The 22711-nt window shown below is 71.3% G+C and carries 17 protein-coding genes; 10 read left to right on the top strand and 7 right to left on the bottom strand.

Going from position 1 to position 22711, the window contains the following annotated elements; genetic code table 11:
- The first annotated feature begins 163 nt into the window (after nt 1-163).
- The 5 genes from ACFY0U_RS06765 to ACFY0U_RS06745 all read left to right on the top strand — a co-directional run bounded on the left by ACFY0U_RS06765 (nt 164) and on the right by ACFY0U_RS06745 (nt 11354).
- Nucleotides 164-1210: a rhamnogalacturonan acetylesterase gene (locus ACFY0U_RS06765; RefSeq protein ID WP_388631284.1), complete on the top strand. Its 1047-nt coding sequence runs from the start codon at nt 164-166 to the stop codon at nt 1208-1210.
- A 206-nt stretch (nt 1211-1416) separates the two neighbouring features.
- A complete protein-coding gene (locus tag ACFY0U_RS06760) occupies nt 1417-3132 on the top strand; it encodes a DUF2264 domain-containing protein (protein WP_388631281.1) in 1716 nt (571 codons plus the stop codon).
- Nucleotides 3133-3231: 99 nt separating this feature from the next.
- Nucleotides 3232-8481 carry a caspase family protein gene (locus tag ACFY0U_RS06755; protein ID WP_388631278.1) on the top strand — a complete coding sequence of 1750 codons (5250 nt, stop codon included), beginning with the start codon at nt 3232-3234 and terminating at the stop codon, nt 8479-8481.
- On the top strand, nt 8478-9338 hold the full coding sequence (locus tag ACFY0U_RS06750; RefSeq protein WP_388631276.1) for a hypothetical protein: 861 nt from the start codon (nt 8478-8480) through the stop codon (nt 9336-9338). Before ACFY0U_RS06755 ends, ACFY0U_RS06750 begins: the two co-directional genes overlap by 4 nt.
- 27 nt (nt 9339-9365) lie before the next feature.
- Nucleotides 9366-11354, top strand: a complete 1989-nt coding sequence (locus ACFY0U_RS06745; RefSeq protein WP_388631273.1) for a PE-PGRS family protein — start codon at nt 9366-9368, stop codon at nt 11352-11354.
- Between the two features lie 105 nt (nt 11355-11459).
- Here the strand turns inward: ACFY0U_RS06745 and ACFY0U_RS06740 are convergent, their stop codons facing one another.
- Nucleotides 11460-12842 (bottom strand): hypothetical protein, encoded by a 1383-nt coding sequence (locus ACFY0U_RS06740; RefSeq protein ID WP_388631270.1) that lies wholly within the window; start codon nt 12840-12842, stop codon nt 11460-11462.
- A 111-nt stretch (nt 12843-12953) separates the two neighbouring features.
- Here ACFY0U_RS06740 and ACFY0U_RS06735 point away from each other — a divergent pair, with 111 nt between their 5' ends.
- Both ACFY0U_RS06735 and ACFY0U_RS06730 read left to right on the top strand, forming a co-directional pair.
- Entirely contained in the window at nt 12954-13322 is a 369-nt protein-coding gene (locus ACFY0U_RS06735) for a VOC family protein (RefSeq protein WP_388631268.1), read from the top strand.
- Nucleotides 13323-13380: 58 nt separating this feature from the next.
- On the top strand, nt 13381-13839 hold the full coding sequence (locus ACFY0U_RS06730; protein ID WP_388631266.1) for a hypothetical protein: 459 nt from the start codon (nt 13381-13383) through the stop codon (nt 13837-13839).
- A gap of 51 nt (nt 13840-13890) precedes the next feature.
- On the opposite strand, the gene ACFY0U_RS06725 is transcribed toward ACFY0U_RS06730, so the two are convergent.
- Both ACFY0U_RS06725 and ACFY0U_RS06720 read right to left on the bottom strand, forming a co-directional pair.
- On the bottom strand, nt 13891-14679 hold the full coding sequence (locus ACFY0U_RS06725; RefSeq protein WP_388631263.1) for an alpha/beta fold hydrolase: 789 nt from the start codon (nt 14677-14679) through the stop codon (nt 13891-13893).
- Nucleotides 14676-15275 (bottom strand): TetR-like C-terminal domain-containing protein, encoded by a 600-nt coding sequence (locus ACFY0U_RS06720; RefSeq protein ID WP_388631260.1) that lies wholly within the window; start codon nt 15273-15275, stop codon nt 14676-14678. Before ACFY0U_RS06720 ends, ACFY0U_RS06725 begins: the two co-directional genes overlap by 4 nt.
- Before the next feature lie 179 nt (nt 15276-15454).
- Here ACFY0U_RS06720 and ACFY0U_RS06715 point away from each other — a divergent pair, with 179 nt between their 5' ends.
- A complete protein-coding gene (locus ACFY0U_RS06715; protein WP_388631257.1) occupies nt 15455-16177 on the top strand; it encodes a VOC family protein in 723 nt (240 codons plus the stop codon).
- Nucleotides 16178-16423: 246 nt separating this feature from the next.
- Here the strand turns inward: ACFY0U_RS06715 and ACFY0U_RS06710 are convergent, their stop codons facing one another.
- Nucleotides 16424-17743 carry a jacalin-like lectin gene (locus ACFY0U_RS06710; protein ID WP_388631254.1) on the bottom strand — a complete coding sequence of 440 codons (1320 nt, stop codon included), beginning with the start codon at nt 17741-17743 and terminating at the stop codon, nt 16424-16426.
- Between the two features lie 143 nt (nt 17744-17886).
- On the opposite strand from ACFY0U_RS06710, the gene ACFY0U_RS06705 reads away from it, so the two are divergent.
- Together ACFY0U_RS06705 and ACFY0U_RS06700 are read left to right on the top strand one after the other, a co-directional pair.
- Nucleotides 17887-18486 carry an ArsR/SmtB family transcription factor gene (locus ACFY0U_RS06705; protein WP_388631251.1) on the top strand — a complete coding sequence of 200 codons (600 nt, stop codon included), beginning with the start codon at nt 17887-17889 and terminating at the stop codon, nt 18484-18486.
- Nucleotides 18483-19973: an MFS transporter gene (locus tag ACFY0U_RS06700; protein ID WP_388631248.1), complete on the top strand. Its 1491-nt coding sequence runs from the start codon at nt 18483-18485 to the stop codon at nt 19971-19973. The genes ACFY0U_RS06705 and ACFY0U_RS06700 overlap by 4 nt, the downstream gene beginning before the upstream one ends.
- Here ACFY0U_RS06700 and ACFY0U_RS06695 read toward each other — a convergent pair.
- The 3 genes from ACFY0U_RS06695 to ACFY0U_RS06685 are packed head-to-tail and all read right to left on the bottom strand — an operon-like array spanning nt 19939 to nt 22711.
- On the bottom strand, nt 19939-21105 hold the full coding sequence (locus ACFY0U_RS06695; protein WP_388631245.1) for an MFS transporter: 1167 nt from the start codon (nt 21103-21105) through the stop codon (nt 19939-19941). The two genes, ACFY0U_RS06700 and ACFY0U_RS06695, sit on opposite strands and share 35 nt — an antisense overlap.
- The gene (locus tag ACFY0U_RS06690; RefSeq protein WP_388631242.1) at nt 21102-21902 is read right to left on the bottom strand and encodes an ABC transporter permease; all 801 of its coding nucleotides are present in this window, start codon (nt 21900-21902) and stop codon (nt 21102-21104) included. Before ACFY0U_RS06690 ends, ACFY0U_RS06695 begins: the two co-directional genes overlap by 4 nt.
- A 5-nt stretch (nt 21903-21907) precedes the next feature.
- On the bottom strand, nt 21908-22711 hold the full coding sequence (locus ACFY0U_RS06685) for an ABC-2 family transporter protein (RefSeq protein ID WP_388631239.1): 804 nt from the start codon (nt 22709-22711) through the stop codon (nt 21908-21910).

Here is a 22711-nt window from a genome sequence, read left to right as displayed (position 1 = left end):
GATGCGGGTGAGAGCGAGAGTGACAGTTGAATCGACTTCGCGAAAGGGCTTTCGCTTGCTGGAGGTTGGCAATCATGTGAAATCGACTCAGAGTCTAGAAAGCGCTTGCCGATACGGGTACGGTCCAGCCGCCAGGCCTTGTCGTGTGTCGTAGGAGCCTCGAATGAGACGTTTCAACCTCGCCCTGCTGGCGACGGTCGCCCTGAGCACCGCGCTGACCGCCGTTCCGGCCCACGCCGCAGCCGAGGGGCACCGCCCCCTCGGGCTCGAGAACTGCACCGCCACCGCCTGTCATTTCGACGTCCCGGCCGGCACGTACGACGTGAAGGTCCTCCTCGGCGGCGACGCCGCGTCCAGCACGAGCGTCAGCGGTGAGACCCGGCGCTCCCTGCTCCCCGAGACCGCCGTCGCGGCCGGCGAGCGGACCGCCCGCAGCTTCACCGTGAACGTCCGTACCCCCGAGGGCGAACCCACCGGCCCCGAGGGCACCCCCGGCCTGGATCTCGTGTTCGGCGGCTCGGCCCCCGCGCTCGCCGACATCAGGGTCACCCCAGCCCGGCACACCCGCCAGATCTTCCTCGTCGGCGACTCCACGGTCTGCGACCAGCCCGGCGACCCCTACTCCGGCTGGGGCCAGCAACTGCCCCAGTACCTCCGCAAGGGCGTCTCCGTCGCCAACTACGCCGACTCCGGCGAGAGCACGGTGACCTATCTGTCCAATCCTCAACTGTTCGGCACCGTCCAGCCGTTGATCCGCCCCGGTGACCTCGTCCTGGTGCAGCTCGCCCACAACGACAAGACCACCGACGAGGTGACCTACCGGACGAACCTGGAGACACTGGTCGCCGGTATCCGGGAAAAGGGCGGTGAGCCTGTCCTCGTGACGCCGATCGTGCGACGCTGGTTCAACTCCGACGGCACCCTGAACAACAACACCGCACTCCTGGTCAACGGCCTCGGCGTCGACCACCCCGCAGTCATCCGCTCGGTCGCCGCCGCGCAGGACGTCCCGCTGATCGACTTGACGGCGAGGACGAAGTCGCTCGTGGAGTCCTTGGGAGTCGAGGGGTCCAAGGCGATTTACCTCTACAACGAGAAGCGGGACAACACGCACACCTCCGTGCACGGGGCCACGGTGTACGCCGGCCTCGTCCGCGACGAACTCGTCGCCCAGCACCTGGTGCCGAGAGGCCTGGTGCGGGCGGGATGAGCCCCTGGGGCGCCTCGACCGGAACCGGGGCGCCCCAGGCCTGTACGTTCCACTGGGTGAGCCGTGGAATGGCGGTGATGTGGCTGCGGGCCGGTGGGGGCTGGTCGAGCCCGCGCGGCGGAGCCGCACATCGATACAGCCCCGCGCCCCTGAAAGACGAGGCGCGTTGCCGTGCCGGACGTTGTTGAGATCTGAAAGAGAGCTCCATGCACCTTCCTCCCGACGACCGCATCCGTAGTCCGTATACCGGATACACCCGCGCCCACTGGGAGGCTGCGGCCGACGGCCTGCTTGCCGCTACGGAGCCGTACGCCGCCGAGAGGGGGGCCCTTTACTATTTCCCCGGCGACCGCACCAGCTGGTCCGGGCGGCTCTCTGACGGGCTTGAGGGATACGCCCGTACGATCCTGCTCGCCGCCTTCCGGCAGGACGAGACCGCGCTCCAGCGGTACGCGGAAGGCCTCGCGGCCGGTGTGTCCGGTGTCTGGCCACGTATCGAGGACCGCAGTCAGCCGCTCGTGGAGGCGGCGTCGATCGCCGTGGCGCTGCGGCTGACGCGCCCGCTGCTGTGGGACCGGCTGGACGAGGGGGTACGCCAGCGGGCCGCCGCCTGGCTCGGTGACGCGCTGACCGCCGAGGCCTGGCCCTGCAACTGGGAGTTGTTCCCTGTCACGGTCGGCGGCTTCTTGCAGGAGATCGGGTACGAGGTCGAGGCGTCCCGGAAGGCGATCGACCGCGGTCTCGGTCGGATCGAGGAGTGGTATGTCGGCGGTGGCTGGTACACCGACGGCGAGGGCCGGAAGTTCGACTACTACAACGGCTGGGCGATGCACCTGTATCCGGTGTTGCACGCCTGGTTCGCCGGCGACAGTCGGCTGTCGACTGTATACGGTGAACGGTTGGAGGCCCACCTCGCCGACTACGCCCGTCTGTTCGGCGGCGACGGCGCCCCCATGCACCAGGGTCGCTCGCTGACCTACCGTTTCGCCACGACGGCCCCGCTGTGGCTCGGCGCCCTGACCGGCCGCACCCCGCTCACGCCGGGCCAGACGCGGCGGCTGGCCTCCGGGGCGCTGAAGTACTTCCTCGACCGCGGCGCGGTGAACTCCGACGGCCTGCTGACCCTCGGCTGGCACGGTCCCGACCCGGCGGTCCTCCAAGGCTACTCGGGCCCGGCCTCCCCGTACTGGGCGAGCAAGGCCTTCCTCGGCCTGCTCCTTCCGCCGGACCACGAGGTGTGGACCGCCGAGGAGGAACCGTCCCCCGTCGAGCACGCGGACGAGGTCCGACCGATCGCCGCCCCCAACTGGATGATCCAGTCGACCAGTTCCGACGGTCTGGTCCGCCTCCACAACCACGGCAGCGAGGACGTCCGCTACGACCCGTACTACACGCGCCTCGCGTACTCCACGGTGACGGCGCCCTCACCGTCGTACGACAACAGCGTGATCGTCGACGACGATCCGAGCCGTACCGGGATCGAGCCGCTCGGGGTGGGGGACGGGTGGGTGGCGTCGCGGCATCGTATGGGATCCGGCGGCCGGGTGACCAGTGTCGTCCTGGCCCGCGGAGCGGTGGAAGTGAGGGCGTTCCACGTGACGGGTGTGCCCGAGGGAACGGCGATCCGGGTCACGGGGTGGGAAGCGGGCGACGACGTGCGCTCCGAACTGGTCCCGGTCGCAGGCCTGTCGGGGCCGGGAGCGACAGCGGGCACCGCGCGGCCCGAGCTGACCGGCGTCGTCGGCTCCGAGGCGAGTCTCTTCGTGGTCCTGACACAGCTCACCGCCGAGGCCGATCCGGTGCCGTCGGCGGAGGCGGTCACCGTCGATGTCACCGGCCCGGACGAGTTCGTTGTGCGATGGGCGCAAGGACCGGCGCGCCGGGTGCGGCTGGACGCGGAGGCGGTTGCGGTGTCCGGCTGAACAAGCCCGGCGGGCAAGGCCGTTCGGCATTTTCCAAGGGAGGTACCGCAGCGTGACCGTCCCGCTACAGTGGACGGAAGTGCTGCGGGGGGACGAACGATGGCGCTGCGGATCGGTCGGCGGTTCTTTGTCGCGCTGGGTGTCGGTCGTTACTGCCATCTCCCGGCGGACGAACAACTCGCGCTGGTCCCCGCGGACGTGCGTGCCGTGCGCGAGCTGTTCACCGGGCTCGGCTATCAGGTCGTGCTGCCCGGTCTGGGGGAGTACGACACCGCCGACCAGGTCCGCCAGAAGCTGCGTCACTGGTCCGCCGACACCGGCCTCACCGCCGACGACGTGGTGGTCCTCTATTTCGCCGGACACGGCCTGGTCCAGCACCGAGACCGGCACTACCTGCTGTGCTGGGACTCCCGGCCCGACGAGGACGCCGCGACCACGGCTCTGGCCACCGAGGACCTCGTCCGCATCCTGTGCCGGGGGAAGTTGCGGCATCTGCTGCTCGTCCTGGACACATGCGCCGGCGGTGCGGGCAGCGCGGAGGCCACCGCGCTGGCGCTCCAGTCGATCGCCTACCGGCACGGCGGCGAGGGGACCTCCAGCGGGCTGTGGTTCCTGGCTTCCGCCCGCCGTAAGGACCTCGCCGAGGAGGGGCGGTTCGTCGCCGCGCTGGGGTCCGCCGTGGAGGTCACCACCGGGCGGACCGGTCAGCGCCAGCAATTCCTCGACCTCACCGAGCTGGTGAAGGCCGTCAACGAACACTTCGAGGCGGACGGTCTCGGACAGCGCGCCGAACTGGCCAGCGGACTGGTGACCGGGTTGGCCCCGTTCCTGCCCAACTCCGGCTACCGCGAGGCGCTTCCGCCCATCGGGACCGACCTGGAGATCCAACGTCGGGTGGCCGCGCAGGACCTCGCCGACCACTTCGGTCCGCGCTCGCGAGGAGTGGAGTTCGAGTCCGAGCACGGCCTGTACTTCAGTGGGCGGGGCCGCGTCCTGACCGAACTCACCGAGTGGCTGACCGCCGAGGAGGGCGACGGCCGGGGCCGGGTCGTCACCGGCCGCCCGGGGTGCGGCAAGTCCGCCGTCCTGGGCCGGGTCGTCGCCCTGTCCGATCCCGGCTACCGCGCCCGCTTCGACCTCGACGCCCTCGATCCCGCGACGGTCGTGCCCAAGGGGTGTGTGACCGCCGCGGTGCACGCCCGCCACAAGCGGCTCGACGAGATCGTCGAACGCATCGCGGACTGCCTCGGTGTGGCCGTCGACGGCTCGGCCGCCCTCCTGCAGGAACTCACCCGGCGCGGCCGCAAGGGCCCGCCGGTCGTCATCGTCGTCGACGCCGTGGACGAGGCCGGTTCCGACACCGCCGCCGATGCCGGGGGCCATGGGGAGCCCCGTCGCATCACCCGCGAGTTGCTGCGGCCCATGTCCGAGATCCAGGGCGTACGCCTGCTCGTCGGTACCCGCCACGAACTGGTCACGCCCCTCGGTCCGACCTTCCACTGCATCGACCTCGACCGCCCCGGCTATCGGGCGGAGCGGGACGATGTCGCCGGATACGTCACCAAGATGCTCCTCGCCACCGAGGAGCCGGAGGTGCACAGCCCCTACCGCGACCGGATCGAGCTCGCCGCGGCCGTCGCCGAGGGGGTCGCCGCCAGGGCCGCGGGTGTGTACCTCTATGCCCGGACCACCGCGCGCACCCTGCGTTCGGACCGGGCCGCCGTGGACATCCACCGCCCCGGCTGGGCGGATGACCTGCCCAGCGAGATCGGCGAGGCCTTCGACGACTACCTCGCCCGCTTCGGCCCCGACGAACCCCGTGTCCGTCGCATGCTCCTCGCGCTCGCCTTCTCCGAGGGCACCGGTCTGCCGCGCGGCCGTATCTGGACGAGGCTCAGCAGCGTGCTCTCCGGGATCGAGTGCACGGAGGCGGACGTCTCCTGGGCCCTCGACGTGGCCGAGGCGTATGTGGCGGAGGTGGTCGACGACGACCGGCGCTCGGTGTACCGGCTCTATCACAAGGCATTGGCGGAACATCTGCGCAGGACCGCCGGGCGAGCGACGGCCGACATCCAGCGGGCAGTCGTCGACGCCCTCGTGTCGGTCGTCCCGCCGACGGCCGACGGCAGACGGGACTGGCTTGCCGCGGCACCCTATGTCCGCCAGCACCTGGCCACCCATGCGGCGGCCGCCGGTCGGCTCGCAGGGCTCATCGAGGACCCGGGCTTCCTGCTCGCCTGCGAACCCCTGGGCCTGCTGCGGGCGTTGGCGTCGGTCGACGGCGAGGCCTCGCGCCGGGTCCGCACGGCGTACGAGCAGGTGGCGCACCGTCTGACCCCCGACCGCACCCTCGGTGCCCGCGCCGCGGACCTCCAGCTGTCGGCGCGGCGCTGCGAGGCCGACCGCCTCGCCGACCGTGTCGAGCAACTGGGCGTGGCTCTGCCCTGGACCGCCCGTTGGGCGTGGTGGTCGGCCAGCGGCGCGCACCGGCTGCTCAGCGGCCACACGAGACATGTCGCCTGCGTCGCCGTCGGCCACCTCGACGAACGCCCCGTCACCGTGACCGGCAGCAGGGACGGCACCGTGCGCGTGTGGGACCTCACCACGCAGCGGCAGATCGGTGATCCGCTGGTGATGGGGGTCGCCGTCAGCGCGGTGGCCATCGGTGAACTCGGCGACTACACCGTGGCCCTGGCCGGCGGAGTCGACGGCACTGTCCGGATCTGGGACCTTTCGGCCGGTCAGCAGTACGGCCCACCCCTGACCGGACACACCAACGTGATCAGGGTCATCCGCGTCTGCGCCCTGGCCGGCCGGACGGTGGCCCTGACGGCCGGGGGTGACGGAACGGCGCGCCTGTGGGACCTGGCCGAGCGCAGACAGCTCGGAGCACCGCTGTCCGGGCACCGGCGCACGGTCTGGGACGCGGTCCTCGCGACGGTGGACGGACGCCCGTTGGCGGTCACCGGCGGAGACGACAAAGCCGTACGGATCTGGGACCTCAGCGATGCGTTGGAGGGCGGCGACGCGTGTATCGACGGCAGCCCGCTGATCGGGCCCGCGGGCGGGATCAAGTCCCTGGGCACAGGGGAAGCGGACGGTCGCACTGTCCTGGTGGTCGGGGACACCACTGGAATGCTCGGTCTGTGGGACCTGGCCGAGCGACGGCAGATCGGCGAGCAGGTCGTCGCGCACCGCTACTACGAGCGCAGTGGGGTGCTGTCCGCCGCGATGGGCAGCTTCGGCGGCCGCCCCGTCGTGCTGACCTGCGGTCGCGAGGAGACCCGACTGTGGGAACTGCCGAGCCTGCGCCAACTCGTGCCCCCACTGCGCGGGCACATGGACGACATCACCGCGGCGGCCCTGACCAGCCGCGGGGACACCTCCCTCGCGGTCACCGTCAGTTCCGACCGGACGGCGCGGGTCTGGGACCTGTCGGCCGACCAGCCGAACGAGGGCCACAGCGGACAGGTGGACGCCGTGGCCGCCCAGGAGATCCGGGGCCGTCCCCTGGCAATCACAGGCGGAGCCGACGGCACGGCCCGGCTGTGGGATCTGCGGACCCGTGAGCAGGTCGGCCGCTCGATGGCGGGACATCAGGGGCGGGTTCTCGCCGTGGCTCTGGGCACCGTGTGCGGTCGGCCGGTCGCCGTCACGGGAGGTGAGGACACCCAGGTCAGATGTTGGGATCCGGTCACGGGCCGGGCCGCGGGACCGCCGCTGACCGGTCACACCAACGTGGTGCGTTGCGTCGCGTTCGGCATGCTGGACGGTGCCGCCGTCGTAGTGAGCGGCAGCGAGGACGGCACGGTCCGGATCTGGCAGCACGCCTCCGGCAGACTTCTGGTCCCGCCCCTGGACACCCACATCGGCGGTGTCGAGTACGTGGCCGTCCGCAGCTTGGGCCGCGCGCTCCAGATCGCCGTCGCCACCGACCTCGACCATGCATACGTCTGGCACGTGGACGCTCTGGCCACGCGCACCCTGGAGGCCCACCTCGATCTGGAGGAACTCTCGCTGTACACCAGCGCCCTGGGCGTGTCGTTCCTCGGCGATCGTCCTGTGGTCCTGTCCACGCGCGAGGGAAACGGTGTGCACGTGCACGACATCGTGACGAGGGCGCCGACGGGCGGGCCACTGGTCGGACACACCAACGGGGTGCAGCGCGCCGCACTCGCGCGGACAGGAAGCCGTACGCTGGTGGCTTCCCTGGCTTTCGACGACACGGTCCGGGTGTGGGACCTGGACACGGCCGCAGCCCTGGGCCCACCGTTGGAAGGCATGACACGGCTGAGCGACGTGACACAGCGGTGCCCGCCGCCTGCGCTCGGCACCGTCGACGGGGCACCGGTCGTGCTGACCGCCTTCACTCGTGAGGTACGGGTGTGGGACGTCGACACCATGAGCCCCCTCGGGGAGCCGTTGTGCGGGGTGGACCGCAGCCTGCTCTCCGCGGATGTCGTCGACGCACCCGACGGCAGGGCGATGGTCGTGACCGGAAGCAACTACGGAGGCGTCCGCTTCCACGATCTCGACACCGGAACACAGGTGGCCCCTCACATCACCTCGGGCAACTTCCAGTTGTTCCATGCCGTCGGCGCCCGGGTACACGACGAGACGCTGATCGTGACGAGCAGCTGGTCGGAGACGGACGCCTGGACCCTGACCCCGCGCCGCCGCCTCGGCAAACGATTCGGCACATCCTGGCGTGCCTCCCTGCACGCCGACAACGGCACGGCGTTCGTGGTGTCCGTGGCGGGTGACTTCACCCTGCACGCCTGGGACCCGCGTACCCAGGCCCCCGTCTGCCCGCCGATGCCCGGCCATACCGCCCAGGTCACGGATCTGCGTGACCTGCGAGTGGGAGACGGGCACGTCCTGGCCAGTGCCTCTCTGGACGGCACGGTTCGGCTGTGGGACCTGCGCACCGGCGAACCGGTCGGCGAGCCGCTGACGGGGCATGAACGGGGTGCGTTCAGCGTGGACTTCGTACGACACGGAGGCGATCGACTTGTCGTCGGATGCGGTGACGGCCGACTGGTCTTCCGGGACCTGGCCACCCGCGCCGTCACAGGACCGGAGCTGGAGCCGTTTCCGTCCCGGACCCGGGCACTCAGAGCGGCCGACATCCAGGGTGTTCCGCTGCTCATCGCCGGTGACGACTTCGGTCTGGTCCGTATCTGGGACACCCGCCACCCGGGCTGGAGCGCCGAACTCGACGTGGGCGGCGGCATCAACGCCGTGGCCCCGGCCGAGTCCGGCCATCTCTGTCTGGCGACGGACATGGGCGTGGTGGTTCTCGGTCTCAATGTCGGCGCGCGCACTGACCCCGGGGGTACGGCCCGATGACCCGCCTCGTCCTCGTCCACGGGATAGCCCAGCAGCACAAGGGCCCCCACTCACTCCTCGCCGACTGGTACCCCGCCTTCGCCGACGGCCTCACCCTCGCAGGTGCGGTGCCGGAACGAGGGGACGTGACGATGGCCTTCTACGGCGACCTGTTCCGGGCCTCGGGCCATCGCGGCCTAGGCGAGCCGGAACTGGACGCCTTTGACGTCGAGGACGGGATCGAACGGGAGTTGCTGCTGGCCTGGTGGGAGGAGGCGGCCAGGGCGGAGCGCCAGGTGCCCGGACCCGACATGGCGGCACGAGTCCGCACCCCCTCCGTGGTGCAGCGGGCCCTGGACGCCCTGAGCCACTCCGCCTTCTTCGCCGGCCTCGCGGAACGGATGCTCATCTCCGACGCGAGGCAGGTTCGGCGCTACTTCACCGAACCCGGCCTGCGCGCGGCGGTCCGGGCACGCTTTCTCGACGCACTCACCGATCGGACGGAGGTGGTCGTCGCTCACTCCCTCGGCAGCGTCGTCGCCTACGAAGCGCTGTGTGCCCACGTGGAGGCGGCGGACCTGACACTGATCACTCTCGGCTCCCCGCTCGGCGTGCGCGGGGTCGTCCTCGACCGGCTCGTTCCCGCACCGCACCATGGACGTGCCCGATGGCCGGCCCCTGTCAAGCAGTGGACCAACATCGCCGACCGGGGCGATGTCGTGGCTCTGGCGAAGGACCTGGCGCCGGTGTTCGGTGACCGTGTCACCGACGTCCTCGTACACAACGGGGCCAAGGCCCATGACGTCAGGCCGTATCTCACAGCACGTGAGACCGGCCGGGCGATCGCTTCGGCGCTGTCGGGGTCAGGCCCGAGATAGGGAGCCGGCTCGGGCAGTATGAGGATCATGGGTGGGACGGAAGAACTCATAGAACTGCTGGGCCGGGCCGGGCTGGAGGTCGTGGGGGAGCGGCGGGTCGAGGAGGTGTTGCCGGCTCCGTTCGCGTGGCGGCATGTCGTCGGGTGGGAGGCGGAGCCGGCCGTGGCGGTGGCGTCCGACCGGGCCGATCTGGTCGCCGAGGTCAATGGTCAGTGGTTCCGGCTGGCGTCCGAGGCGGGGATTCTCGGTGGGGACGGGGTGTTCCTGGTCGACGTAGGGGGTTCGGACCGGCGGTGGGTACGGGTTCGGCTCGGCGCCGACTGGGATCTGGCCGGGGTTCTCGGTGAGCGGCCCGGGCAGCCGGAGTTCCTCACGATGTCACTGGACGGGGACACTCTGCTGGGCGTCACGACCGAGGAGTACGCCGTCTGGCTCGTCGCCGTGGACCGGATCAGGGAGCGGCAGGAGGAGGCCGCGCGAGCCGCGGGGCGGGAGACGGCGGAGGAGCGGGCGGCCGCCTGGGAGTCGCTGTTCCAGGGTCCGAAGCCCCCGGAGAAGATCCTGGACGCCTGGGCGAGCGGGCTCTCGCTCAACGCGGCCACCCCGAAGGAGCTCCGGGCCAAGTTGGTGGACAGGTCACCGTATGCGATATACAGCGCATTGCCTACGGAAGCCCTGGACGCCGTCCTGGCCCATCCGGACTGGAAGACGCGGATGGGGGCGGCCGAGCACCAGCCGAACATCACTGCCGAGCAGTGGGCCCGACTGATCCTCGGCGAACAGGAGGAGCGCCGGCGATGGCTGCTCACCATGATCGCCGCCGAGCGCTGGGCCGAACTCGACGAGGACACCTGCCGCGGCCTCGCCGCCGATCCGTCCCCGCGCGTGCGCTCCGAGGCCGCTCGCTTCCAGGGCCTGCCCGTCGATCTGTCGGTCGCGTTGGCCGCCGATCCCGACGGCGGCGTGCGGGCCGTGGCCTGCCAGGAGGCCTGGCCCCATCTCGACGCCGCCGCACGGGAGGCGCTCCTGGCCGATCCGCACGGCACCGTGCGCGTCCGGTCACTGCTGCTGCACCATCGGCAACACCCCATGCCCCGGGCCGTGTTCGAGGCGCCGGAGGTCCAGGACGTCCAGGACATCCGGCGCCAGGCACTGGAGACGTGCCGTCTGGAGCGCGGTCTCGCCGAACACCTGGCACGGCACGGCGAGTCGCACGAGCGCCGCTCACTGGCCCGCAACCCGCGTCTGGACCCGGACCTCGTCGCCCTCCTCGCCGAGGACCCCGACGCCGACGTGCGCTCCCTCGTGGCGGTACGGGCCGACCTCACCGAGGAGCAGCGCGCGCGCATCGACTACGAGTTCGACCCGAACCTGCACTCCTGGGCCCTCGACTGGGTCGTCGCCCTGCACCAGGACGAGGACGCCATGCGCCGCCTGGCCGCCTCCTCCCACCCCCTCATCCGCAGAAGCGTCGCCCGCGCCCGCCGTCTGCCGCCGGACGCCGTCGCACGCCTCGCCCGGGACGAGGACCGTGTCGTCCAGCTCTTCCTGGCCGAGTCCTGCGACGACGCGCCCGCCGACATGCTCCTCGCGGTGTGGCAGTGGTGGACCGGCAGCCTCAGCACCCCCGACCGGCCGCGCGGCCACCCCAACTTCCCCCGCCACGACCTCCTGCGCTACGCCGACGACCCCAGCCCGCGCATGCGCCGACTGGCCCTGGACGACCCGGAGTCGACGCCCGAACTGGTGGAACGGCTCAGCCGGGACCCCGCCGAGGAGGTGCGCTACCGCGCCGCGACCGACCCACGGCTGTCGGCGGCGGCCGCCGCGAGGCTGCTGGAGGACCCGCACGAGCACATCCGGCACGCCGCCGCGCTCCACCCTCGGTTGCCCGCCCGGCTCCTGGTCTGGCTGCTGAGAGGTACCGGTGCGGAGACGGCTGCCCGGAACCCGGCGCTGCCGGTCGAGGTCATGCGCCGGATGGTCGGAGCGCTCGTCGCACCGGCAGATGACTGACGCCGACGAACGTCGCCAACAGCGCCACAGTCGTTGACGCGTAGACGCAGTACTGCACCCACGACGAGTGGGAGGCAGGCGGCACGGCGTGCATGAGCCGGACTCTCAGGGAGCGAGGCGCGTGATCTTCAGCGTCTTCGTCGTCGGTGACGCCCCGTTGAGGGCCGTCGCGTACGACGGGGTGACGGGTACGGACGCCCAGGTCAGTGTGCCGTCCTTCTGGACCGCGATGTCACCGGTGATCCGGGTGTTCACGACCTTGTCCGCGCCCTGGAACTTGCCGTTCCAGTCGATGAGACGCAGATGGGTGCCCGCGAAGGTGCCGGTGCAGGTGCCGGCCGTGCACTTGGCGTTCTTGACGGACTCCCAGGAGAGCAGGAGGCGGTCCTTGCCGTACGGGGCGAGGCGGACGTTGACGTGGTCCGTGCCCTTGGTGGTGGAGAGGTAGACCGCCTTGCCGGGACCGGAGTTGCGGTTCTTCATGAACGCGACCGCGACCTGGTGGGTGCTGGTCCTCGGGGTGACGGACCAGCCGCGTCCGCTGGAGTCGTCGGGGTTCTTCTTGGCCGACGCGGCACCGCGGGAGGCGAACGCGGTGGCGTAGCGGCCGGTGGCGGACTTCACCAGGTCGCCCGTACGACCCGGGAACGTACCGCCGCAGTAGCCCGCCCAGCACTGCTCACGCTGCACGACCGGCGCGACGTCGGGGGCGCCGATGCCGGTGGACACGAACAGACCCGAGCGCCAGTCGTCGAAGCAGAGGGAGGTGAAGGCGCCGGACGTCTCGGCGTGCAGGGCGATGCCCTCGTTGTGGCTGCACCCCCAACTCCAGCCGCCGCTCAGCTTCTTGCCCTTGCCGCTGATGTACGACAGCTTGTCGCCGAAGTGCCCGTCGGCGAAGCCGCCCGCGCCGTGGACCACGAAGTAGGCGCCGTACTTGGTGCCGTTCCAGGTGAGCTGTCCGTCGAGCGTGGGGGACGTGTCGTTGGTGGCGGTGCCGGTGAGCTTGGTCTGGAAGGTCTTCTTGCCGTTCGCGTAGCGGACGATCGCGGCCGCCGTCTCCTTCCACTTGTTGGTGTCGGAGACCCGGGTGAGCAGCGCGAACCCGTCGTTGTGCGCGACCAGCCCGCCGACCTCCTTGGCGCCCTTGACGACCGTGTCCGCCCCCGAACGCTTGCCGGCCGCCGTCAGCGGGGTGACGTGGATGCCGTCGGAGGCGGGCCAGGCCACACGCAGGGTGCCGTTCGGGGCGGCCGCCGTCGCCGTACGCGTCCACTCGCGGCTGTTGTTGTAACCCGCCGACAGATAGGGGAACTTGGCGGCCAGGGACATCGTGGTCGTGGACACGGTGAGCCCGGTGGCCGTGCTCGCCCCCGCGGTCGCGTACCAGGCGCCGACGAGCGCGGCCGTGGCGGCGAGCCCCGCGATCAGCGGCTTGCGGGCGCCCCGGATACGGCGGTGGCGCGTGGTGCGTCGTGCTGAAGTCATGCCCTGAAGTGGCCGCAGGTGAGGGAATGGTTGCCGCGCGCGTCGATCTCTTCGAAAGGCACTTCGAAAGCACATTGATCTCGCCGACGCCACTGCACAAGAATCCGCCGTATGACTTCCGCCATCCGCCATACGACGATCGACTGTGCCGACGCCTACGCCCTCGCCGGCTTCTGGTCCCAGGTCCTCGGCCTGCCCCTGCACGAGGACGACCACCCCGGCGACGAGGAGGCGCTGATCGAGGCCGCGGGTCTGCTCTTCGTCACCGTTCCGGAGCCCAAGACGGCCAAGAACCGGATCCACTTCGACATCCAGCCGCAGGACCGCACCCGCGACGAGGAGGTCGAGCGGCTGCTCGGCCTGGGCGCCAAGCTCCTCGACGACCGGCGCAACCCGGACGGCACGGGATGGGCGGTGCTGACCGATCCGGAGGGGAACGAGTTCTGTGTGGAGCGCAGCGCGGGGGAGCGCGGCGTGTAGGGGGCCCCTCGGGGACACTTCGGCGGGCACCGAACCGACCCGCCCCTAGCGTGCCGGTATGACCGAGAACCCGCGGGAGACCCCCGCCCTGGCCGTCACCGGGATGGTCGACCACGTCCTGGCCCTGGCCGCGACCTGGACCGCCTGGGACGGCAAGCTGTACGAGATCGACGAGCGTGTCTACACCCCGCACAAGGCGATCCGCCGGGTCGCCGACCACCTCGTCGACCATCTCGCGGAAATGGAGGCCCGGCTGGCGGGCGCCGACCCCCGGCCGGACCACTGGCACGCCTCGGCGATCACGACCGAGGCGGACCTGGCCCCCTTCACCCAGGAGGACCTGGACGAGGCCCGCAGCCGCCTCACCCGACTCGCCGGCATCTGGTCCGCCCGCCTCGGCGCGCTCACCGAGGCCGACCTCGACGACTCCCCCGGCGAGGGCTGGAGCTTGCGCGAACTCGCCCTCCACCTCGGGGGATCGACGTACTACGCGGACGCCGTGGGCGATCTGTCCTGACCTCGTTCGCCGAACTCCACGACGGAGACGAGCGGTTGCCGCCTCCCGACGTCAGTCGGACGAGCCGAGGAGTGCCGTGGTGAGGTGCTCGGCGAAGGCGTCGGGATGCTGGACGGCGCCGAGGTGTCCGCCGGGGAACTCGGCGAAGGCGGCGCCGGTCTCCTTGGCGACGAACTCCGCTGTGCGGTACAGGAGTTGGCCGCGTGAGTCGGTACCGGCGGCGAGGGTCAGGGGGCCGGAGGCCAGGGCGGTGAGATCGGGGTCGTAGGAGGTGAAGGGGAGGAGGACGTGGGCGAGGGAGAGGGCCATGGGGTTGCCCAACTCCTCCTCACGGGTGAGGGGTTGGCCCGCGAACGGCGTCGAGGCCGGCTGTTCGGTGAGTCCGGCGGTCATCCGCGCGGCGGCGGCTCGCAGCCCGGCCGTGCGGTAGATGCCGACCACCTCGCGGAACATGGCCTGCTGGCGGTCCCCGTCCGGGAGTACGCCCACACACGGCGGCTCGTGCGCGACGACGTGCCGCAGCCGCTCGGAATGCCGGGCGAGCAGGTCGAGGGCGACGACGGCGCCGGCGCTGGTGCCGAGGGCGTACGCGGTGTCGCCGTCGGCGAGGACGGTGTTTAGCACCCGCCGGGCGCGGTCGCTCCAGTCCTCGACGCGCTGGTCGTCGACGGGTGCGCCGAGCCGGCCGTGGGCCAGGCCGAGAGGGTCGAGGACGACGACGGTGAACCGGTCCGCGAGCGCGTCGGTCAGCGGACCGAGCCCCATGGGATGGCCCGCCCCGCCGGGGAGGACGAGGAGCACGGGCCCGCTGCCCTGGATGTCGTAGTAGAGGTCGGTCACTTGTCTTCGCTCTCCTCTTCTTCGCTGTCCTCGCGGGGCCAGTTCTGGAGCAGGACGTGCAGGGCGTCGATGGCGCGTTTCCAGGACTTCTGTACGTCGCGGGGGGCGCCGAAGCCGCCGCTCGCCTCCAGCGCGCAGTAGCCGTGGAAGGTGCTGCGCAGCAGGCGGACGGCGTCGGTGAGGTCGGGTTCCTCGAGGCCGTAGGCGCGGAGCATGCCGTAGGTGATCTCGGCGGTGCGGCGCAGGCCGGGGGAGTCGGCGACGAGGGCCTGGTCGATACGGATCTGGGTGGCGGCGTACCGTCCCGGCCGTTCCAGCGCGTACTCCCGGTAGGCCCCGGCGAACGCGGCCAGCGCGTCCTTCCCGGCCCGCCCCGCCACGGCGACGGCGATCCGGTCGATCATCTCGGCCCCGGCGAGCAGCGCGACCCGGGTCCGCAGCTCCTGGAGGTTGCGGACGTGCGAGTACAGGCTCGCGTCCTTCACGCCGAAGTGCCGCGCCAGCGCGGAGAGGGTGACGCTCTCGAAGCCGACCTCGTCGGCGAGGTCGGCGGCGGCCGCGGTGAGGCGGTCGGGGGTGATTCCTGCGCGGGCCATGGGGGTCTCCGGGGTGCCGTGAGGGAAACCTAGGGGGTCTAGGCTACACGCTAGTGAATGAAGGTCCAGTCGAATAATGGGCTGCGGGTGGCCTCGGCGCGCGCCTAGGCTTCGGCCTCGGGGGCCGGTGAGGCGACCTGTCGGCGATGCTCAGCAGCGGATCGGAGATGCGCGGGGCCATGACTTGTCAACTGTTCGCGTTGAGTTTCGGGTCGGGCGAGCCGCGGAGCCTCGGAGAGTTCTGGTCCGGGGTCCTGGGGCGGGAGCTGGTCGACGATCCACGGGACGGCGTCACGCTGCTGCCGGAGGATGAGCACGGGTTCCGACTCCGCTTCCTCGCGACCCAGGAGAAGAAGGTCGGCCAGAACCGGATGCACTTCGACCTGACGAGTGCCTTCCCTGAGCAGCAGCAGGAGACGGTGGACCGGGCGCTGCGACTCGGCGCGCGCCACATCGACGTCGGCCAGCTCCCGGAGGAGGGGCACGTGGTGCTCGCCGACCCCGACGGCAACGAGTTCTGTGTGATCGAGGCGGGCAACAACTTCCTCGCCGACACCGGGTTCATCGGAGCGCTGGCCTGCGACGGTTCGCAGGCCGTCGGGTACTTCTGGAGCGAGGCGCTGGGCTGGCCGCTGGTCTGGGACCAGGACCAGGAGACCGCGATCCAGTCGCCGCACGGCGGCACGAAGATCACCTGGGGCGGTCCGCCGGTCGCGCCGAAGACGGGCCGGAACCGGATGCACTTCGACCTCGTGCCGCCCGCCGGCGGTGACCAGCGGGCGGAGGTCGACCGTCTCCTCGCCCTCGGGGCCGAGCGCGTCGACACCGACCCGGGCGAGAACGGCAGGGTCGAGATGATCGACCCCGACGGCAACGAGTTCTGTGTGCTGGCGCCCCGGTAGGCCGGCCGGCGGACCAGACCGACCTCACTGGTGACGGACGGACCGAATGGCTTGGCGGGGGCGGGGGCGCGCCGGGGTTCTGGCGGTTGCCCGAGCCGTTCGAGAAGACCCTCGCCGCCTGGTCGGCCGACGGTCCGGTGGCCTGCGGGGAGGCCGTTGCGGTGAACACGCCCGTCGCCGACGCCGGTTCGCCCGGCCGTCGCGTATTCCGACGACCGGGCGAACTCCGCGGAACTGTCGCCGTGTTCAGCTGATGGGTGCGTACAGCACACCCAGCTTGTCGATCTCGGTGCCGGACCGTCCGGTGAACCCGACGATCTGCCAGCCGGAGGGTGCGGTGAAGGTCTTCGTGTCGGACGTGGCCGTTCCGGAGGACAGGGTGCGGTTCCTGTCGGTCGTGAAGGCGGCCGAGAAGATCCTGGTACGGCCGTCTTTCTGACCCTGCGTCAGCTTCACCGACGTGAGGTGCTCACCGGACGCCAGGGTCAGCGACGACGCGGTGCCGCCCGTACCGCCGTGGCTCAGCGTCGTACCGCCGTCGTGGGTCAGGGACACCGCGTCGAGGCGGGAGGCGCCGCGGAGGGTCAGGGTGCGTGGGGACACCGTGGCGGGCAGGTCGTCGGCGTCGTTGTACGCCGTGCCGTGCGGGCCGCCGAAGAAGTCGCTCGCCCGCAACGAGGAGTTGAGGGTGTACGAGAAGTCGACCGTGTGCGGGAAGTGGTCGGAGAGGTTGCCGCCCGCCGAGTCGAGGAACGACGCCCATGCGTTGTTGTAGCGGGTGGCGTTCAGGGACAGCAGATCACTGCCGCGGTAGAGGACCTTGTCCACCACCTCGCAGCCGTTCGGCGGCGCCGTCGTGGGGCACAGCAGCGCGTCCGCGCCCTGGGTGGGCCGCACGCCGCCCTTCGCCAGCTGCACCCACGCGTCCGTGAGCCCGTTGGCGTCGGCCAGAGTGCGGATGTTGTCGCCGCTGCGGGTGTAGCGCGTGTTGGTGTCACCCATGACGATCACCGCGTTGCCCGAGGAGTTCGCCTGGATGAAGTTCGACAGCTGGGTGATGTTGGCGCGCCGGGCGGCGAGCGCGTCGTCGGTGTCGTCCGCGTTGGTGTGGACGTTGTAGAGGTCGACGAAGACCCCCTCGGCGAGCCGGACCCGGGCGAGCGAGAAGCCCTTCGGGGTGAGGCAGTTGGTGCCGGTGCAGCTGTTCCACTTCACCCGCTCGAAGTCCTCGAAGGCGTAGTCCGAGAGGGTGTTGAGCCCGTCGCCGAAGGGCACACCGCCGCTGGTCGCGGTGCGGTACGGGTGGTTGTCGCCCGCGTACAGGGCCGCGTGGTAGTTGAAGTCCTCCTGGACGTTGACGATGTCGTACGCCCCCAACCGCGGTGAGATCAGCGGGGTGTTGGTCTCCGGGTTGCCGGAACTCAGGCCCTCCGGGAGGCCGGCGACGTTGTACGTCAGCACGTTGAACGAGCCGCTGGTCGCGGCGGCCGCGGGCGTGGCGCCGGTACCCGCGAGGCCGGTGACGGCCAGCGCGGCGGCCGCGAGGGTGCCGAGGAGTCTTCTCATGGGGGGCTCCGGTCGGAAGGGGGGCAGAAAGTGAATGGTGCTCAGGTTCGACGGCAACCAGTGTGGCGGGCAAGGCCTGTTGGGGAAACAGTGAGAGTCATGAGAGTTGACTCTCATACTTTGTGAGAGGACACTCTCACGTCATGGATTCCAGTAATCGCTTCGGCGACTTGGAGATCTCCGACCCGAAGGCCATGCGCGCGCTGGCCCACCCCGTACGGCTCGCCGCTCTGGAGCGGTTGCAGCGGTACGGGCCCGCCACCGCCACCCAGCTGTCCCCGCACGTGGGGGCCACCCCGTCCGTGACCAGCTGGCATCTGCGCCACCTCGCGGGATTCGGACTGGTCCGGGACGCGGAGGCCGGAGCGGACCGGCGCGAGCGGCGCTGGGAGGCCGTGGCGCGCGGCTACCGGTTCGAGGTGCCCGAGGACGAGGAGGGCCGGGCGGCAGCCCAGGTGCTCGCCGGCGAGATGTTCGCCAGCCGCGCGGAGCTGCCCATGCGGTGGCTGACCGAGACAGCGCCGCGCCTGGAGCCGGAGTGGATCGGCGCCGCGATGTCCAACAACACCGGGCTCGTCGTCACCGCCGAGGAACTGGCCGCGCTCAAGGACGCGATGGAGGAGCTCCTCGCCCCCTACGTCACCCGCGACCCCGCACAGCGGCCACCGGACGGCAGGGGCGTCCGGATGCTTCTGTACGCCCTGCCGGAAGCGGCGGACGACGAGTCCGGGACGCCGGAATGAGGCGCCCCCGGACACCTCGCCCCCGGACACCTCGCCCCCGGACACCTCTCTCCGAGACCTCCCTGTGGCGCGACCGCCCCTTCCGGCTCACCTGGACCAGCGGGGCCGTCTCGCAGTTCGGCGACCGGATCTCCGAGGTCGCGGTCCCGCTGATCGCCGTCGGCCTCCTGGACGCCTCGGCCGCACAGGTCGCCCTGCTGACCGCGCTCGCCTGGGCACCGAACCTCCTCGGGATCGTGCTGGGCGCCTGGGTCGACGGGCGGCGGCGCAAACGGCGGCTGCTGATCGTCACCGACCTTGTGCGGGCGGGCGTACTGCTGTCGCTGCCGCTCGCCTATCTGTGGGGCACGGTCACGCTCGGCCAGCTGTACGCGGTGGCCCTGCTGACCGGCCTCGCGGGCGTGGTGGCCGGCTGTGCGTGGCAGCCGCTGTTCGCGCGGCTGGTGCCGCCTTCCTCGTACGTCGACGCCAACAGCAAGTTCAGCGCCGCCCGTTCCGCCTCGTTCGTCGCCGCCCCCGCGGTCGGCGGAGGCCTCGTGCAGGCCCTCAGCGCACCGGTCACCGTCGTCGTGGACGCCCTGTCCTTCCTCGCCTCCGCGCTGCTGCTCGGCCGGATCACGGTCGACGAACCGGCGCCCCCGGTCCGCACCGGCGCCGCCGTACCCGCGCTGCTGCGCGACGCCCGCGACGGTCTGGCGTTCGTCGTCCGGCACCCGGTGCTGCGAGCGAGCCTCGGCTGCTGCACGACCGTCAACTTCTTCACGTTCCTGGCCGGCACCGGCATGGTGGTGCTGTTCGCCGACCGCGTCCTGCACCTCTCCCCGGGGGCCATCGGGTTGACCCTGGGCATCGGGGCGACCGGCTCCCTCGTCGGCGCGCTGACCGCACCGCGGCTGTCCCGGCGCATCGGCGTCGGGCGCGCCGTCGCCGTGGGAGCCGTCCTGTTCCCGGCGCCCTACGCCCTCGCCGCGGTCGCCGGCGGACCGGCCTGGGCCGCCGCCGGGTGCCTGGGCGGTGCCTACTTCCTGGTGGGCCTCGGGGTGATGTGGTTCGACGTCAACCTCAACTCCCTCCAGACCGCGGTGACGCCGGACGGCCTGCGCAGCCGCGTGACCGGCGCCTTCAGCACCGTCAACTACGGCGTACGCCCCCTCGGCGCGCTCGCCGGAGGGGCGCTCGCCACGGCCTTCGGCCTGCGCGCGACCCTGGTCACGGTCGCCGTCGGCGGGGTCCTTTCGGTGCTGTGGCTGCTGCCGTCACCGATACCGGGGATCCGCTCCCTGGCGGAGCTCCCCGCCGAACCGACGCCTCGGACAGCCGGGTTGGGCCCGTTGGACAACCCCGTGCAGGCCGGTTTCGCCGCGCAGCGGGATGCGGATGTCGAGCTCGGTGACCGAGACCTCCAGACCGACCGCACCGGCGAGATCGACAGGCCGCCCCACGACTCGGCGATCACCCACCGTGCCGAGCCCGGTCCTCGCGTATGACAACCCCTTGCGTCAGTACGACAGCACCCAGCCCGGCGAGGGCCAGCACACCCACCGCGACCCGCAGGCTGGTCGCCCCCGCCAGGATCCCCACGGCCGGGCCCGCCATCAGGAAACCCGGCCACTGGCCGATGGTGACGACCGACACCCCTTCACCGGCCGGCACCCCCGGTTGCCGGCCGGCCAGGGCGATCAGCGCCGGGAGCACACACGCGATACCCGCGCCGAGAATCGTGAACCCGGCGACTGCGTACGGCAGTTCGGGCCGTACGACGATGACGGCCACGCCCGCCACCACGGTCACCAGCGACACCCGCAGGAAGCGGCGACGGCCCAGCCGGGCGACGAACCGGTCGCCCAGCAGCCGTGTCACGAGGATCGCGACGGAGAAGCACGTGTACGTCGCCGCACCCGCCGCCGCTCCCTCGCCGAGGTAGTCGGCCGTGTAGGCCGAACTCCACTGGGAGGCCGCCCCCTCGGCGAAGGCCGCCAGGAACGCGATCGAGGCGAGCAGCACCAGCTGCGGTGTGAACCGGTGCCGTACAGAACGGCGTTGCTCCTTGCCGACCGCCGCCTCCTCCGGCAGCCATCTCCCCGTCACCGGCATCAGCACCCCGAGAACCCCGCTGCTGAGCGCCAGCTGGACACCGGGGGAGACACCGGTCGCCGCCGCCAGCGTGCCGAGGGCGCCGCCCGCCAGCATCCCGCAGCTGTACGTGGCGTGGAACCCCGACATCAGCGGCCGTCCCTGGCTCCGCTCCACCGACACCGCGAGCGCGTTGACCGGCGTCGCCAGGAAGGTCGCCCCCACGCCCCACACCGACAGCCCCACCACCGCCGCGGGCACGCCCGAAGCCCCCGCCAGGACAGGCGCGTTGAGCAGGACCACGATCGCGCCCACGAGACAGAGCAGCCGGGTGCTCACCCGGCCGATCAGCACCGTCATCAGCACGATCGCCACGAGGTCCCCGGCCGCCGCCGAGCTGGTCAGCAGACCCCACTCGGCGGTGGACACCCCGACCTGGTCGCGGATCGCGGGGATACGGGCCATCCACCCGCCGTGCGTGCCGCCCAGGACGACGAAGACCAGCCCGACGGCGAGCCGGGGACGTAAGTCGCCGGCCCCTTTCATCCGCTGACCCCGGTGTAGTGCTTGAGGCTGAACCGCCACAGCCGGCGTGACCCGAGGTAGGCGAGCGCCCCCAGCAGTGGCGAGGCCGCCGCCAGCCAGTACGGGACGCCGGTGTCATGGCCGTGGCCGGTGAGCACGGCGGCCGGGAAGTAGGCGACGAACGCGAGCGGGAGGCCGTACGTCAGGAGGCCGCCCACCGCCCTGGGCAGCACGTTGAGCGGGTAGCTGCCGAAGGTGCCGAGGAGCTCCTCCAGCCAGCGGCCCCAGTAGTCGGCGGCCGGGAAACGCAGCGACGCGCAGGCCACCACGGTGAACAGGGCCGCCTCCAGGAGCATGCCGCCGAGCACGGCCACCACCAGGTACGAGATCCGGCCGGCCGTCCAGTCCAGGTCGCTGCGGCTGAGCGCGCCCGCCATCAGGCCCGCCGCCACCGTCAGGTCGCCGAGCGCGTTGGTCGGGAAGTAGGAGAGCTGGAGCTGGCGGTAGACCGGCATCGGGCGGACCAGATAGGTGTCGATGACCCCCTCCTGGATGTGCCGGCCCAGACCGTGCACCCGGCCGAGGAACAGCACGAACAGGCCGTGCGCCAGCATCCGTGTCGCCGGGATCAGCAGCACGTCCGAGCTGTCCCAGCCACCCATCCCGGTGAACCGGGTCAGCAGCACCGTCGCGAACACGATCACCGACACCTGCCAGACCGCGCCGATCGCGATCATCATCAGGAACTCGGAGCGGTACTCCAGCTGGGCACGGAAGTTGAGACGCGTGATGCGCCACGCGATCCGGACGGCATTCATAGGCCTCAGCCTCCTTGCGAGATGACACGGCGGGCGGCCCGCCGCCACAGCAGACGGGTGAACAGGGCCAGTGCGAGGACCCAGGCGGCCTGGATCGCCAACTGGAGGGCGGCGTCCGACAGTTCGATCCGCCCGATGTAGATCGACAGGGGCACGCTCAGCGTCGCCTGGAACGGCAGGAACGTGCTCAGCGTGATGAACCAGTCGGGGAAGAACCACAGCGGCGCGTACACCCCCGCCAGGAGGTTCTGCGCGAAGATCAGGATGAGCATCGCGGCGCCGTTGCGCAGGGTCCAGAAGCACAGCTGGTCGATGACGAGCATGACGTAGTAAAGGACCCACTGGCCAAGGAGCAGGCTCAGCGCGAACACCCCGGCCACGGCCGCCGACTCGGGCGGCTCGACGACACCGAAGGACAGGCAGACCGCGTAGCCGCCCAGCGCCCAGACGAGGCCGTACAGCTGCTCGCCCAACGCCCGCAGGGCGTAGTACCGCTGGGGCTTCAGCGGGCGCAGGTACCAGTAGATGATCGTGCCGAAGTGCATGTGCTGGAGGACGGTGTCACGGCCCGCGTACTGGTCCAACTCCCGCAGCCGGGACGCCAGTACGGCCAGGACCGCGTAGGTCACCGCCTGGTCGCGGTCGAGTCCGGCGGTGGTGCCGGTGTTCTGGTACAGGCCGTGCCACAGGGACGCCACCAGCACGATCTGCACGGTCAGCCGGAGCAGTGCGGCCGTCATCCGGGGCGGTGTGTGCAGTTCGCCGAGAGGGGTGACGCGGGCGGCGCGCCAGGCGTGGATCGCCGCCAT

The sequence above is a fragment of the Streptomyces sp. NPDC001536 genome (assembly GCF_042894505.1).
Lineage (GTDB): Bacteria > Actinomycetota > Actinomycetes > Streptomycetales > Streptomycetaceae > Streptomyces.
The sequence above is the reverse complement of the archived record's forward strand: the minus strand, read 5'-3'. Positions and strand labels throughout refer to the sequence as shown.